Annotated in this window: 11 protein-coding genes; 7 read left to right on the top strand and 4 right to left on the bottom strand. The window is 67.2% G+C overall.

Features of this window, described 5'->3' with window-relative positions; genetic code table 11:
- Positions 1–228: 228 nt before the first annotated feature.
- The 7 genes from AC5RWO_RS13185 (at position 229) to AC5RWO_RS13155 (ending at position 9,045) form a co-directional block, all read left to right on the top strand.
- Entirely contained in the window at positions 229–1,578 is a 1,350-nt protein-coding gene (locus AC5RWO_RS13185; protein ID WP_498732003.1) for a DUF6421 family protein, read from the top strand.
- The gene (locus tag AC5RWO_RS13180; RefSeq protein ID WP_498731853.1) at positions 1,575–2,336 is read left to right on the top strand and encodes an SDR family NAD(P)-dependent oxidoreductase; all 762 of its coding nucleotides are present in this window, start codon (positions 1,575–1,577) and stop codon (positions 2,334–2,336) included. The genes AC5RWO_RS13185 and AC5RWO_RS13180 overlap by 4 nt, the downstream gene beginning before the upstream one ends.
- Positions 2,337–2,384: 48 nt before the next feature.
- The gene (locus AC5RWO_RS13175) at positions 2,385–3,455 is read left to right on the top strand and encodes a threonine aldolase family protein (protein ID WP_498731851.1); all 1,071 of its coding nucleotides are present in this window, start codon (positions 2,385–2,387) and stop codon (positions 3,453–3,455) included.
- Between the two features lie 62 nt (positions 3,456–3,517).
- Positions 3,518–4,156: a DUF3000 domain-containing protein gene (locus tag AC5RWO_RS13170; RefSeq protein WP_498731849.1), complete on the top strand. Its 639-nt coding sequence runs from the start codon at positions 3,518–3,520 to the stop codon at positions 4,154–4,156.
- A 23-nt stretch (positions 4,157–4,179) separates the two neighbouring features.
- On the top strand, positions 4,180–5,526 hold the full coding sequence (locus tag AC5RWO_RS13165) for an HRDC domain-containing protein (RefSeq protein WP_498731848.1): 1,347 nt from the start codon (positions 4,180–4,182) through the stop codon (positions 5,524–5,526).
- Positions 5,527–5,647: 121 nt separating this feature from the next.
- Positions 5,648–6,919 carry a thiolase family protein gene (locus AC5RWO_RS13160; protein ID WP_498731847.1) on the top strand — a complete coding sequence of 424 codons (1,272 nt, stop codon included), beginning with the start codon at positions 5,648–5,650 and terminating at the stop codon, positions 6,917–6,919.
- Positions 6,916–9,045, top strand: coding sequence for a 3-hydroxyacyl-CoA dehydrogenase NAD-binding domain-containing protein (locus tag AC5RWO_RS13155; RefSeq protein WP_498731846.1), 2,130 nt, complete (start codon positions 6,916–6,918; stop codon positions 9,043–9,045). Before AC5RWO_RS13160 ends, AC5RWO_RS13155 begins: the two co-directional genes overlap by 4 nt.
- On the opposite strand, the gene AC5RWO_RS13150 is transcribed toward AC5RWO_RS13155, so the two are convergent.
- The 4 genes from AC5RWO_RS13150 to AC5RWO_RS13135 form a co-directional block, all read right to left on the bottom strand.
- Positions 9,014–10,645 (bottom strand): ABC transporter ATP-binding protein, encoded by a 1,632-nt coding sequence (locus AC5RWO_RS13150; protein WP_498731845.1) that lies wholly within the window; start codon positions 10,643–10,645, stop codon positions 9,014–9,016. The genes AC5RWO_RS13155 and AC5RWO_RS13150 overlap by 32 nt on opposite strands.
- Positions 10,645–11,382: an energy-coupling factor transporter transmembrane component T family protein gene (locus tag AC5RWO_RS13145; protein WP_498731844.1), complete on the bottom strand. Its 738-nt coding sequence runs from the start codon at positions 11,380–11,382 to the stop codon at positions 10,645–10,647. Before AC5RWO_RS13145 ends, AC5RWO_RS13150 begins: the two co-directional genes overlap by 1 nt.
- A gap of 9 nt (positions 11,383–11,391) precedes the next feature.
- A complete protein-coding gene (locus AC5RWO_RS13140; protein ID WP_498731843.1) occupies positions 11,392–12,189 on the bottom strand; it encodes an ECF transporter S component in 798 nt (265 codons plus the stop codon).
- An 88-nt stretch (positions 12,190–12,277) separates the two neighbouring features.
- Positions 12,278–13,333, bottom strand: a complete 1,056-nt coding sequence (locus AC5RWO_RS13135) for a nucleoside hydrolase (protein ID WP_498731842.1) — start codon at positions 13,331–13,333, stop codon at positions 12,278–12,280.
- Positions 13,334–13,338: the final 5 nt, after the last annotated feature.

The raw sequence follows: 13,338 nt of genomic DNA, 5'->3' as shown, positions 1-13,338 counted from the left end.
AACTCTCCCGCTCGAAGCCCGGCCAGCATGAGCCGGGCTTCGTCATTTCTACCGCCGCCTGTCGACGAGCACAACAGTTTCTTATCTGTCGAGGGATACGGCATTAGTGACTCTGTTTGGTTGTTACGCTCTTGGAAACAGCAAGAAGTCCACCTCCAACGGTTCCGCTGCGGAACCGCTGCCGGAAGGAAGGCATCCATGAGCATCACCACCAGCGCCACCGACAGCATGCACTCACACGACATGCGGCCCGAGCTGCACCCGGCTTGGCTGCGGCTGAAGGCAGCTGCCAGCGGGCTCCGTCCGCTGCAGGTGCATGACGGTTCCATCCCGGATGCCGCGCACCATGCCGCAGCGGCCATGCACACCGAGACCATTGTGGCAGCCATCGCCGAACTGGCGCCGATTTTCGACCACGACGACGAATACCTGCGCCTGCTCCAGCAGGACTTCCGCCGCTGGTCCGCAGCCGGCTTCGGCGTCCCGGACTTCCTGGACTCGCTGCTGGCGTTCCAGCCGCAGCAGCAGCGCCGCAACGGACTGGTCCATCTTGTGGTCTTCCCCATGTACACCCAAAACGGCAGCCCCGACCGGCTGGTGGAGGCCGTTCTCCTTGAAGTCATTTGGCCGGACTTCATCGCCGACCTCGAGGCCGGCGACTACTCCAACAAGCTCTTCGTGCCCATCCGCTTCCTGGACTTCACGGCCGGCTACGACACGAACTCGGCCGTCCTGTTTCCGGAAACGGTGGCAGTGCGGGAAACCCCGGCCTTCACGTGGGGCGCCATCTTCGCCGACCGTGAGGCCGCCCGCTTCCGCAAGGTCGTCGGCGCCGCTGCGGATATCACGTCGCTCCAGCTGCCCGAGGAGGCTGCCGATCTGCTTGCGGACCAGCGGCTGGCCGAAGAAACATTTGTGATGTGGGATCTGATCCACGACCGGACGCACATGCGCGGGGATCTGCCGTTCGATCCGTTCATGATCAAACAGCGCATGCCGTACTTCCTCTATTCGCTGGAGGAGCTGCGCTGCGATCTGACCGCTTTCCGGGAGTCGGTGCGGTTGCAGAATGACCGGCATGCGTCGGAGGACATCCGCCGGCACGCCCGCCTGGTCCAGTATGCTGTGATCTTCGACCGGATCTTCCGCTTCGCCATTACCGGCAACCGAGTGCGCAACTACGACGGCCTCGGCGGCCAGCTGCTCTTCGCCTGGCTGCACCAGCACCACGTGCTGCACTGGACCGACGGCAAGCTGAGCATCGACTGGGACAATGTGGCGGACGTCGTTGTCGCGCTGGGACAGCAGATCGAGGAGCTGTACTGGCGTTCGATCGACCGCCCCAAGACGGCGCACTGGCTGGCCGCGTACGACATGCTGACCAAGACGCTGACACCGCACCCGGCTTCGGTCTGGGCCAAGGGGCCGGACGCCCTGCCATTGTCCGGGCTGCCCCGCGAGCTGACGGACCAGGTGCTGGACGATGAATTCCCGCTGTCCATGTTCTACGAGGCGCTGACCCGTAAGATGAAAACCGTGATCGAATCGACCTCCGGCATTACGGGCGCCGCGGCATGAGCGAACTTCCCAGCACAGGTTCCGGCATGCCGTCCGGGCTGCGCATCCTGGTGGCGGGCGCGTCCGGCGCCTCGGGGCAGGCTGTTTCCGCCGCCTTGCGGGCAGCCGGCGCGCAGGTGATCGCCGTCGGCAGCAATCCCGAACATCTGCAAAGCGCCTATGCGAACGACGACGGCGTGCTCACCTTTGCGTGCGACCTCGCCGACGCGGGGGCCGTCCGGGATCTGGCGGAGCGGGTTGGCAACGAGGCCGGCAGCATCGACGGGCTGGTGCATTTGGTGGGCGGGTGGCGCGGCGGCAAGGGTATCGCCGGGCAGACCGACGAGGACTGGGACTTCCTGCACCGGAACCTGATCACCACCCTGCGCAACACCACCCGCACGTTCTATGACGACCTGGCCGCTTCGCACCACGGCAGGGCGGTCATCGTCTCGGCCACCGCGGTGGGCTCCCCCACCGCCGGCGGCGCCAACTACGCCGCGGCCAAGGCCGCCGCCGAAAGCTGGATGTTTTCCGTGGCCGACGGGTTCCGCCGCGACCAGGCAGCCGGCTCCGGCGCGAAGGAGACGTCCGAAGCTGAGCATTCAGCCGCCGTCGTACTTGTGATTAAGGCGCTGGTGGATGACCGGATGCGCGCCGGGAACCCGGAAAAGCCGTTCACGGGGTTCACCGACGTTGCGGACCTGGCCACGGCAGTGAAGAATTTGTTCGGCAGGCCGGCGGCCGAAATCAATGGCCGGCGCATCCCGCTCGTCTAAACACCGCCGACTGCAACTTCCTCCCACCGGAAAAGGAATATACCTACTGTGAATGACTCCTCGCTGCTGTCCGCTTCCCTGCACGACCAGTCCGTGCGCGGCTTCGCGTCGGATAACTACTCGGGCGTCCACCCGGAAGTACTCACCGCGCTTGCCCATGCCAACGGCGGACATCAGGTGGCGTATGGCGATGACGGCTACACGGCCAGGCTGCAGGAAGTCATGGCCTCCCACTTTGGCGAGCAGGCCCAGGCGTTTCCGGTCTTCAACGGCACCGGCGCCAATGTTCTCAGCCTGCAGTCCCTGCTGCCGCGCTGGGGGGCTGTGGTCTGCGCCTCGACCGCGCATATCAACGTGGACGAAAACGGTGCGCCGGAACGAGTGGGCGGCATCAAGCTGCTCCCTGTGCCCACGAGCGACGGCAAGCTCACGCCGGAACTGATCGACAAGGAGGCCTGGGGCTGGGGCGACGAGCACCGGGCGCAGCCGCTGGCCGTCTCGATCACCCAAAGCACCGAACTCGGCACGCTGTACTCCGTTGACGAAATCCGTGCCATCGCCGAACATGCCCAAGGCCACGGTATGAAGGTGCACATGGACGGGGCGCGGCTGGCGAATGCCGCCGCCGCGCTGGGAACGGATCTGCGCACCTTCACCACCGACGCCGGCGTCGACATTCTCTCCTTCGGCGGCACCAAGAACGGGCTGCTCTTCGGTGAATGCGTGGTGGTCCTGAACCCCGAGGCATCCCACGGCATGACGTACCTGCGGAAAATGAACATGCAGCTCGCCTCCAAGATGCGCTTCATCTCCGCCCAGTTCCTGGCCCTGCTCGACGGCGACCTGTGGCTGCGCTCGGCGGCCCATGCCAACGCCATGGCCGCGCGGCTCCGTTCCGCAGTGGAAGGCATCGATGGCGTGACGCCCACCCAGCCGACCCAGGCCAACGCCGTTTTCGCTGCCTTGCCCGCCGGAGCGGCAAACCGGCTGCGGCAGCAATTCCGGTTCTACGACTGGGACGAGTCCCGCGGCGAGGTCCGCTGGATGTGTTCCTTCGATACCACGGAGGAAGATATCGATACTTTCGCCGCGGCCATCCGGAGCGAGCTGGGCGGATAACGATCCGGCACCAACGGCGCGCCTAGCGTTCCGGGCAGCCCTCACGGTTTTAATCTGGGAGGGTGAGTGCGATTGGCGATCTCTCCGCGGCACCCGCGGACTTCCTGACTGCCCTGGCCGCGTTGCGCCGGGCCAACTGCCGCAATGAACTCAAGCTGGCGGAGCTGCCTGCTCCGTCGAGACTGGCCCCGTATGCCGTGGCACTGGGTGCCGAGGTCATCCAGCCGTCGGCGGCAGGCCCGCGTCCCGCGCACGGTCCGGTCATCGCCGCCCTCCGGGAGAGCGAAGACGTGGAACTCGCAACCGGCCGTTTCATCCTGCTGCATGACCCGGATGGCTCCGCGGTTTGGGACGGAACCTTCCGCATCGTGACGTACATCCGCGCCGAACTCGACGCCGACATGGGCAACGACGCTTTGCTTGGCTCCGTGGCGTGGACCTGGCTGGTGGATGCCTTGCACGACCACGGCGCCCGGTACCGAAATGCCGGCGGCACGGCCACCAGGATCCTCTCGGAAAGCTTCGGTTCGCTTTCGGATAACCAGGACGCGATCGACATCGAGCTCAGGGCCTCGTGGACTCCGGACTCCGCGGACCTCCAGTCCCACCTGGAGGCATGGTCCGATATGGTCTGCACCTTCGCCGGTTTGCCGCCCCTGCCCGAGGGTGTCGCTTCGCTGCCTAACCGGCGCCGGAACTGACCTGCCCTTAGACTGGTATAACCATGACGTTTTTGACTTCGGATTCGTCTGCCGCGGCTTCCCGCCGTGCAGACAGCACAGCAACCGCCTCAGACGAACCGGAGCAGGACGCTCCTGAGCTGATCGAACTGACCGCTCCGCGCGAAGGGGTTCCGCTCGTCATTTCCACCCAATCAGGACTGCAGCGTGCCGCCGCGGCTCTCGCGGCAGGTTCCGGTCCGGCGGCGGTCGATGCCGAACGCGCGTCGGGCTTCCGGTACGGCCAGCGCGCTTTCTTGGTGCAGCTGCGCCGTGAAGGTGCCGGCACTTGGCTGATCGACCCGGAACCCTTCGATGATCTCGAGGTCATTAACGACGCGCTGCGCGGGGTGGAATGGATCCTGCATGCCGCCACTCAAGATCTGCCGTGCCTGGCGGCCCTGGGCATGTGGCCGGACAAGCTCTTCGACACTGAGCTCGCGGCCCGGCTGGCCGGCCTGCCCCGCGTCGGGCTCGCCGCCGTGATCGAGAACCTGCTGGGATTCACGCTGGCCAAAGAACATTCGGCAGCGGACTGGTCTACCCGGCCGTTGCCGGAGCCGTGGCTGCGCTATGCCGCCCTGGATGTTGAAGTGCTCGTTGAGCTCCGTGAAGCCCTCGTCGAAGTCCTGGCAGAGTCGGGGAAACTGCCCTTTGCCGAAGAGGAATTCGAGGCATTGCTGGCAGCTCCTCCCGCTGCGCCGAGGACCGATCCGTGGCGACGCACGTCCGGGCTGCACCAGATCCGCGACCGCCGCCAGCTGGCCGCGGTGCGCGAACTCTGGATGGAACGCGAGCAGCTGGCCGAAAAACGCGACGTTGCCCCCGGCCGGCTGATTCCGGATTCGGCGATGGTCGCCGCGGCCAGGGCAATGCCGGCAACGGTACCGCAGCTGCTGGCAGTCAACGGATTCCATGGCCGTGCAGCCCAGCGCGAGGCTCCCCGCTGGCTCCGTTGCATCGATGCCGCCCGGCGCCTCGAGAAACTGCCGGACCTGCACATGCCCACCAACGCTCCGCCGCCTCCCCGTGTGTGGGCGGACAAGGATCCGTCCGCCGCAGCCCGGCTGCAGACCGCCAAGCCCCGGCTGGCCGCCTTGGCAGAAGAATTGCAGATGCCGGTGGAAAATCTGCTGACGCCGGACTATTTGCGCCGGATAGCCTGGCGCCCGCCGACACCGGTTACCGCCGGCTCCATTGCCGAAGCCCTGCGGGAACTGGGCGCACGAAACTGGCAACGCGAGCTGGCCGTGCCGGTGATAACCGAAGCTTTCCTGCACCCCGAGCCCTTAATCGAACGCAAGCCGAAGGCCGACGAAGCGGACCCGAAGACGAGCTCCCGGAATCGCTAGGAGCCCGGCGCCGCACCCTAGCGAGAACGAAGGATATTTCCCGGCTTGCCGCTTATGTTACCCACAAGTAACATAATGTTGGCAGCTGTTTGTGTCCCACATCTCAAAGAGGAGTTCCTTGGTGAGCGCTACGAATCCAGCCCGGCAGTTGAGGGAGGTCGTCTTCGTCGACGGCGTCCGAACGCCCTTCGGCAAGGCAGGCGAGAAGGGAATCTACGCAGAAACCCGCGCCGATGACCTGGTGGTCAAATGCATCCGCGAACTGCTGCGCCGCAATCCGTCCCTGCCTGCCGCCCGGATCGACGACGTGGCCATCGCCGCCACAACCCAGACCGGGGACCAGGGCCTGACCATCGGCCGCACAGCGGCGCTCCTCGCGGGCCTGCCCAAGAGCGTCCCGGGCTTCGCCATCGACCGGATGTGCGCCGGGGCCATGACCGCCGTGACCACTACGGCCAGCGGCATCGCCTTCGGGGCTTACGACGTCGTTATCGCCGGCGGTGTCGAACACATGGGCAACCACCCGATGGGCCAGGGCGCCGATCCTAACCCACGGTTCCTGTCCGAACGGCTGGTGGATCCCGCCGCTCTGAACATGGGAAACACGGCGGAAAACCTGCACGATCGCTTCCCCTCGATCACCAAGGAGCGCTCCGACAGCTACGCAGCGGCGAGCCAGCGGAAGCTGGCGGACGCCTATGCGGGCAACAGGATCCAGCCGGACCTGGTGCCGGTGGCTGCCAAAAAGCCGGGACAGGGCTGGGACCTGCACACCGCGGACCAGCCGCCGCGGCCCGAAACGACCGTCGAGGAGTTGGCCGCATTGCGCACGCCGTTCCGTGCCCATGGCCGGGTGACCGCCGGTAATGCGGCGGGGTTGAACGACGGCGCCACGGCAGCGCTGTTGGCATCGGCCGAAACGGCCGCCGAACTTGGGCTGCCGGTCAGGATGCGGCTGGTCTCCTTCGCCTTCGCCGGCGTCGAGCCCGAAGTGATGGGCATTGGTCCGGTTCCCGCCACCGAAAAGGCGCTCAAGCAAGCGGGGCTGGATATTGCCGACATCGGTCTGTTCGAGATCAACGAAGCCTTCGCCGTGCAGGTGCTCTCCTTCCTGGATCACTTCGGCATCGCCGAGAACGATGACCGCGTCAACCGGTACGGCGGCGCCATCGCCGTCGGCCACCCGCTGGCCTCCTCCGGCGTGCGGCTCATGACCCAGTTGGCCAGGCAGTTCGAAGAAGATCCCGGCGTGCGCTACGGGCTGACCACCATGTGCATCGGCCTGGGCATGGGCGCAGCGGTCATCTGGGAGAATCCGCACCATCAGGACTACAGCTTGCACGGCAGCACAACAGCGGCCGTTTCCGGCACCGCAGGAAAGGACCTCGCATGAGCACTGCCGATTTCCACTCCCTGGCCCGACGCTTCCCGGACGAGACGGTCACCCACTCCTACGTCCGCGACGTGCACCTGCCCGGCGGAGCTACCCTGGCCCTGCTCACGCTGGACAATGACCTTGACCATTCAAAACCCACCACCCTCGGCCCCAATACCCTGGTCGAACTTGGCCTCGCGCTGGAAGAGCTGCGCGAACGCGCCGGCCGAGGCGAGATCGACGCCGTCGCGGTCACGGGCAAACCGTATTATCTGGTGGCCGGCGCGGATCTGTCCGCCGTCGGCTCCCTGCAGGACGCCGAGTCCGGCCGCCGGATGGCACAGCTCGGCCATGAGGTCTATGGTGTCCTGAACGGTATGGACGTTCCCACTTTTGCGTTCATCAACGGTGCGGCGATGGGCGGCGGCCTCGAAATTGCCCTCGCGGCCCACTACCGGACGGTGTCCACCGGTGCCAACGGAATCAGCCTGCCGGAAGCGTTTCTGGGCCTGGTGCCGGGCTGGGGCGGTGTGTACAGGTTGCCGCGGCTGATCGGCCCGCAGAATGCCGTGAAGGTCATGATCGAAAATGCGCTGAGCAACAACAAGATGCTCAACGGTACGGCCGCATACGAGCTGGGCGTCGCGGACGCCCTGTTCGAACCCGCGGATTTCCTTGAGCAGTCGCTGGCCTGGGCCGGGAGGATCATTTCCGGCGACACCCAGGCCCTCCAAGCGGTGAAGGAACGTCGAGCCGACAAAGCCAATTACGACGACGCCGACTGGGACGCCGCGGTTGCCAAGGGGCGCATCTTTGTGGAGGCCAAGACCTCCAGCGCAGCCCCCGCGCCCGGGAAGCTGCTGGAGCTGCTGGAACAAGGACGGGACTGGACCCAGCAGGAATCGGCCGCCGCCGAAGTGGAATCCCTGACCGAACTGATGCAGACTCCGCATTTCCGCAATACCGTCTACGCCTTCCTCGAGCTTATCCAGCGGCGGTCAAAGCGGCCGGCCGGCGCCCCGGACAAGAAGCTCGCCCGGCCGGTAACCAAGGTCGGCGTCGTGGGTGCCGGGCTGATGGCGAGCCAGCTGGCCCTGCTCTTCGCCCGACAGCTCAAGGTGCCGGTGGTGCTGACGGACATCGACCAGGCCAGGGTGGACAAAGGAGTGGCGTATGTCCACGCCGAGGTGGACAAGCTGCACGCCAGGAAGCGCCTGTCCGCCGACGCCGCCAACCGTACCAAGGCCCTGGTCACGGGTTCCGTCAGCAAGGACGCCTTCGCCGACGCCGACTTCGTTATTGAAGCAGTATTCGAAGAACTCTCGGTGAAAAAGCAGGTGTTCGCGGAAGTAGAAGCCGTCGTCTCCCCGGACTGCATCCTGGCAACCAATACCTCGTCCCTGTCCGTGACGGAGATGGCCGCGGACCTGAAGCGTCCGGAGCGGCTGGTCGGGTTCCATTTCTTCAATCCCGTGGCGCTCATGCCGCTGCTGGAGATTGTCCGCGCGCCAAAGACTGAGGAACCGGTCCTGGCAATCGCTTTCGCGCTGGCCAAAGAGCTGAAGAAGACGGCGGTCCTGGTCCAGGATGCCGCGGCGTTCGTGGTCAACCGTGTGCTGCTGCGGCTCATGGGTGAAGTCAGCAGGGCTTTCGACGCCGGAACGGACGCCAAGACCGCCGACGAGGCGCTGCGGCCTATGGGCCTGCCGATGACCCCGTTCACGCTCCTGGCCATGGTTGGCCTCCCGGTGGCCCAGCACGTGCAGGAATCACTGCACGCGGCTTTCGGGGAGCGTTTCCATGTCTCGGCCAACCAGCAGCGCCTGATCGATGCCGGCAAAACGTCCCTGTGGGAGACAGCCGAGGACGGCAGCAAGTACATCCCACAGGACACCGTGGAGCTGCTGCAGTTCGGCAATAGTCCGGTCACCGGCGAGGAACTGCTGCGCGCCACCCAGGATGCTTTGGCCGAAGAGATCGGCCTCATGCTCGAAGAAGGTGTGGTGGCCGGCCCCGAGGACATCGACCTGTGCATGATCACCGGTGCCGGCTGGCCGATGCATCTGGGCGGCATCACGCCCTACCTCGATCAGGTGGGAGCAGCGGAGCGGGTCAACGGACGGAAGTTCCATCCGGGGCGCTGATGCCCTCCGGGGCGGTGGCTTCGGGCAGAGCCGCATGCTGCCGCCCCAGCTCCACTACCCGCTGGCAATGTTCGCCTGCGAACTCCTTGTCGTGCGTGGACAGCAGGACGGCTCCCCCGCCGGCCGTTGCCGCCGCCAGGATTCCGCCCAGCAGTTTCCGGCCGTGCCCGTCCAGGGAAACCGTCGGCTCGTCCAGCACCAGCAGGGCGGGCCGGCGGGCCAGCACCGTCGCCAGTGCGACCAGCCGCCGCCGGGAGACCGGCAGCTCGTACGGGTGCTCGTCCTCGAGCCCGGCCAGGCTGCAGGCTTCCAGCGCCTGCCGGACGGCTTCCGGAATCGGCCGCGAACCCGGTGGGCCAAAAGCGACTTCATGATAGACAGACCGCTCGAACAGCTGGTCCGCCGGGTTCTGGAACAGCAACCCCGCTGTCTTCGCGAGCTGCCCCACCGAGGCTTCCGCCGTGTCCCGGCCGGCCACCGAAACACTTCCGGCATCGGGGACGATCAGCCCCAGGGCCATCTTCAGCAGCGTCGTCTTGCCGGTCCCGTTCGGCCCGGTCAACGCAACGCATTCCCCCCGATGCACCTCAAAGCTGACGGCGTCCAGCAACCCACCCTTGGCCGCCCTGCCTGCTTCGCCGGGAACCTCGCGGCGGCGTCGGCGGAACAGCTTGACCCGCGGTGCATTGCGGGCCGGGTCGGGGTAGCTGAATTCGACGTTCCGGTAGCGCAGTACGGCGCCGCCTGTGCTTCTCGGCTCCGCCGGACTGCCTCCCGCCGGGACCACCACGGCTCCTGGTGCCGTAGGTTCCGTCGACAAGCTGCAAGCGCTGCCGCGTCCGAACGCAGGTTCGCCGGGAACCACAACTCCGGCCGCTTCCGCACGTTCCCGGACGGCAGACATGCCTTCCGCACCACTCTGGCCGTTCTCCAGCAGCAGTGCCTGGCCGGCGTCCGAGAACCGCGTGTCCAGGACAGAGGTCAGGATAACGACGGCGGTGCCAGCGTCCCGCAGCGACCTCACCGCGGCTGCCACCCGGGCCGTGGCAGGCTCGTCCAGCCCGGCAAGCGGTTCATCCAGCACCAGCAGATCGGCGTCGGTAACGGCCGCTGCGGCAATGGCCACCAGCCGCTCCTGCCCGCCGGACAGCCGGGCGGGATCACGCTGCAGCAGCGGGCCAAGGTCAAACCGCCCGGCGATGGACTGGATCCGTGCCGCCATCTCGGCTCTGGGCACGCCCGCATTCTCCAGGCCGAAGGCCAACTCCTCCTCCACAGTGGAACGCACCATGGACAGATAGGACCGGGCGTCCTGGGGTACGTACGCTACATGCCGTACCCACTGCCGCAGGTCGACGACGTGAGGCTGCGCGCCGCCGTCGTACTTAAGGGTTTGGCCTGCAAGGCTGATGGACCCGGTCAGCTGCCCGCCGGTCCGGCCGGGCAGATACCCCGCCATGATCCCTGCCAGCGTGCTCTTGCCGCTGCCGGATCCACCGGCGACCAGGGTCAGAGAGGCGGGTGCCACCGACAGCCGCACCCCGGAGAGCGCCGGTGCCTCGTGGGCCGGATACCGGTATTCCAGGATCTCGAGCTCCATCAGCGGCCGCCTTGGCTCGCCAGGAGCACTGCCGCTGCCGCGGCCAGGCACAGCACCACGAGCGCGAAGGGTTTCTCCCAGCTCCTCGCCGGGAGGTGGAGCTGCGTCCGGCCGGGACCGCCGCCAAAACCCCTCAGCTGCAGTTGCATGGAGCGCTCGGCGGCATCCTGAATGCTGGACAGCACCAAGGGAACCGCGAGCAGCCTTTTCCTGCGCAGCCAGCCCGCCGGGCCCCTGCCCTCGCCGGCGCCGCGCACGGCCTGCGCCTGGGCGATGGCTCGGGCTCTTTCGGCCGTGGCCGGGACCAGTGCCAGCGTCGCCGCGACGATGTAGCCCAGCTGCGCAGGGACGCGGGCCGCGTCGATCGCGCGGACCAGCTCGACGCGGTCAACGGTCAGCGAATACAGCAGGAACACCGTGACGAAGGCCGCCGCCCGCAGACCCAGGCTGCCCGCCGTCGTTAGTCCTTCGAGCGTCAGCCGGACGGGACCTCCGGCGAAGAGCACCTCGCTGCCGGCGGGATCGAACAACGCGTGGACAATCAGCTGCGAAAGCCACAGCGGGGCCAGCACCGCCCCTGCCGTGAGCATCAGCCGGGCGGCCGTCCCCGCGAGGGCAGCCAGGCAGACGGCCGCCCCGGTGACGGCCAGGCTCACCCACCAACGGTCCGCGGCCAGCGTGAGCAGCGCGGCAGCGGCGGCCAGGGCGAGCCCAGTGAAGGGATGAAGCCGGATCATGCCGCGGCGCTATTCGCCGGGCCGGGACGCCTGACGCCGCACCTGCGGGAACTGCAGGCGGATCCGTCGTGGCAGGGCCGCCACCAGCAGCGCCGCCACGAGGAATGCCAGTGCCTTGTCTGCCGGATCGGAAATCAGTGCCTGTTTGGTGATGGAAGCCAGGAGTCCGTCGCCCATGGCGCGGAAGATGGCTACGATGGCGCCGGTCGCGGCGCCGGAGGTGCCGCCGTAGACGAAGGCGGCCACGGGCGCGGACAGAACCGCGGCCACGACCCCGGTCAGGAAACCGGCCACCGGTGCCCAGTAGACGCGCCGCAGCACACCGAGCCGGCCGGCGGTCCCGGCGAGGTAGCCGATGGCCGCGGCGCCAGCGGCGAAGGGCAGCACCGTGGGGTTGAAGAGGGACCAGACGAGCGACCCCAGCACACCGGTGGCGGCGCCGGCGGACCGGCCGGCCAGCAGACCCACCAGGACGGTGCCGATGGAATCCAGGTAGAGCGGCACCAGCGTGCTGCCCACGAATTGGCCCAGCACGATGTTCAGGGCCAGGCCTACCGGAATGATGGCCACCGCCGAGGGCGGCAGCTGCGGCAGGACGCCCACCAACAGCAGGATGGCACCGGCAAGATAGCCTGCGAAGGCGGTGACGGCGGGCCAGCTGGACAGGCCGGCGGCAGCTTCCACCGGCTGGAGCAGGACCAGCATCAAGTAGGTGGCGGCGATAACGGCCGCGCCGACCAGCGGCAGGATTCGGGAGCGCAGCGATGTGCTGCCGGCGTTCGAGGGCAGAGTCAGGGACGTGGACATAGAGATTCCTCGGTGCTGGAAAAAACTGATGGGATTGGGCCTATGTCACCTCGGTCCGGTCATCCATTCTAGCGAGTCCAGCGGGCAACTACCCGCCGGCTGGATCCAGCCGCCGGGCCAGCGCCCCAATGGAGCCGAGCACCTCCCGGAAAGTAGCCTCCGGATCGTTCCACGAAACAATCCGGGCGTTGGGCTTCCTGCCCCAGAGTCCGCGGTAGTCCGCGACAGTCGTCCCGGCCAGCAGACCGGATCCCGTCTCCACGTGGACGGTGGCCGGGCGGGTGCGGTAGTCGACCGTACCGGCCGCGATGGCGGCGGCAAAGACATCGTGCACATGCGCCAGGTAGCCCTGGTCGTAGTGGCGGTGGAACTCGAAGTAGAACCGCAGGGCGTCGGAGAGGCAGCGCAGCAACGGATTCGCGGCCGCGCTGCGCTGGCCTTCCGGATCTCCGGGCAGCACCAGTTCGGCCTCGGCGCTGCCGGCTAGCCGCCCCAGTTCCGCCACATGTTCGGGGCGCAGCTCGATGCGTTCGGTCATCTCCAGCGCGCACACAATCGGCAGCCGGTCTTCGGGCTCGCCCTCGAACGCCGCGAAGACCTCGGCGGCGGCGTGCGGGTCCACGTGCGTGTTCCACTCCGCCGTCGGCGTGGTGTTGCCCTGGTAGTAGTAGCTGCCGCCCATGATGACCACGCGTTTGAGCAGCTTCGGCAGCCGGGGTTCTTTCCGCAGGGCGAGCGCGAAGTTTGTCAGCGGGGCGGTCAGCAGGGCGGTCAGCTCCCCCGGGTGTTGCCGCGCGGCCTCTACCCAGAGGTCAACGGCATGATGCGGCGAAACCCCGCCCTCCGGTGCCGGCAGCTCGGCGTAACCGATGCCCTGCGGCCCGTGCGTTTCCGGCGTCGTCGTCAAGGGGATCTCCAACGGCGCGGTCGCCCCGACGGCGACCTCCACGCCGGTCCGTCCGCACAGTTCCAGCAGAGCCAGATTGTTCCGGGCCACCTGCTCAACCGCGACGTTGCCCGGCGTGCTGGTGAGCACCTCAATCTCAACCTGGGACAGGCTGAGCAGATAGACCAGGGCCAGGGCATCATCGATGCCGGTGTCGTTGTCCACCAGCAGCCGGACTGCTGCTCCCGATTCAGTCATGGCGG

Source organism: Arthrobacter sp. B055-34 (assembly GCF_059090425.1).
The sequence above is the reverse complement of the archived record's forward strand: the minus strand, read 5'-3'. Positions and strand labels throughout refer to the sequence as shown.

What these genes read in the sequence shown, in the direction of transcription:
- AC5RWO_RS13185 (WP_498732003.1), top strand. Translation starts at nt 229, where the DNA reads ATGCACTCACACGACATGCGGCCCGAGCTGCACCCGGCTTGGCTGCGG.
- AC5RWO_RS13180 (WP_498731853.1), top strand. Translation starts at nt 1,575, where the DNA reads ATGAGCGAACTTCCCAGCACAGGTTCCGGCATGCCGTCCGGGCTGCGC.
- AC5RWO_RS13165 (WP_498731848.1), top strand. Translation starts at nt 4,180, where the DNA reads ATGACGTTTTTGACTTCGGATTCGTCTGCCGCGGCTTCCCGCCGTGCA.
- AC5RWO_RS13155 (WP_498731846.1), top strand. Translation starts at nt 6,916, where the DNA reads ATGAGCACTGCCGATTTCCACTCCCTGGCCCGACGCTTCCCGGACGAG.
- AC5RWO_RS13150 (WP_498731845.1), bottom strand. Translation starts at nt 10,645, where the DNA reads ATGGAGCTCGAGATCCTGGAATACCGGTATCCGGCCCACGAGGCACCG.
- AC5RWO_RS13145 (WP_498731844.1), bottom strand. Translation starts at nt 11,382, where the DNA reads ATGATCCGGCTTCATCCCTTCACTGGGCTCGCCCTGGCCGCCGCTGCC.
- AC5RWO_RS13140 (WP_498731843.1), bottom strand. Translation starts at nt 12,189, where the DNA reads ATGTCCACGTCCCTGACTCTGCCCTCGAACGCCGGCAGCACATCGCTG.
- AC5RWO_RS13135 (WP_498731842.1), bottom strand. Translation starts at nt 13,333, where the DNA reads ATGACTGAATCGGGAGCAGCAGTCCGGCTGCTGGTGGACAACGACACC.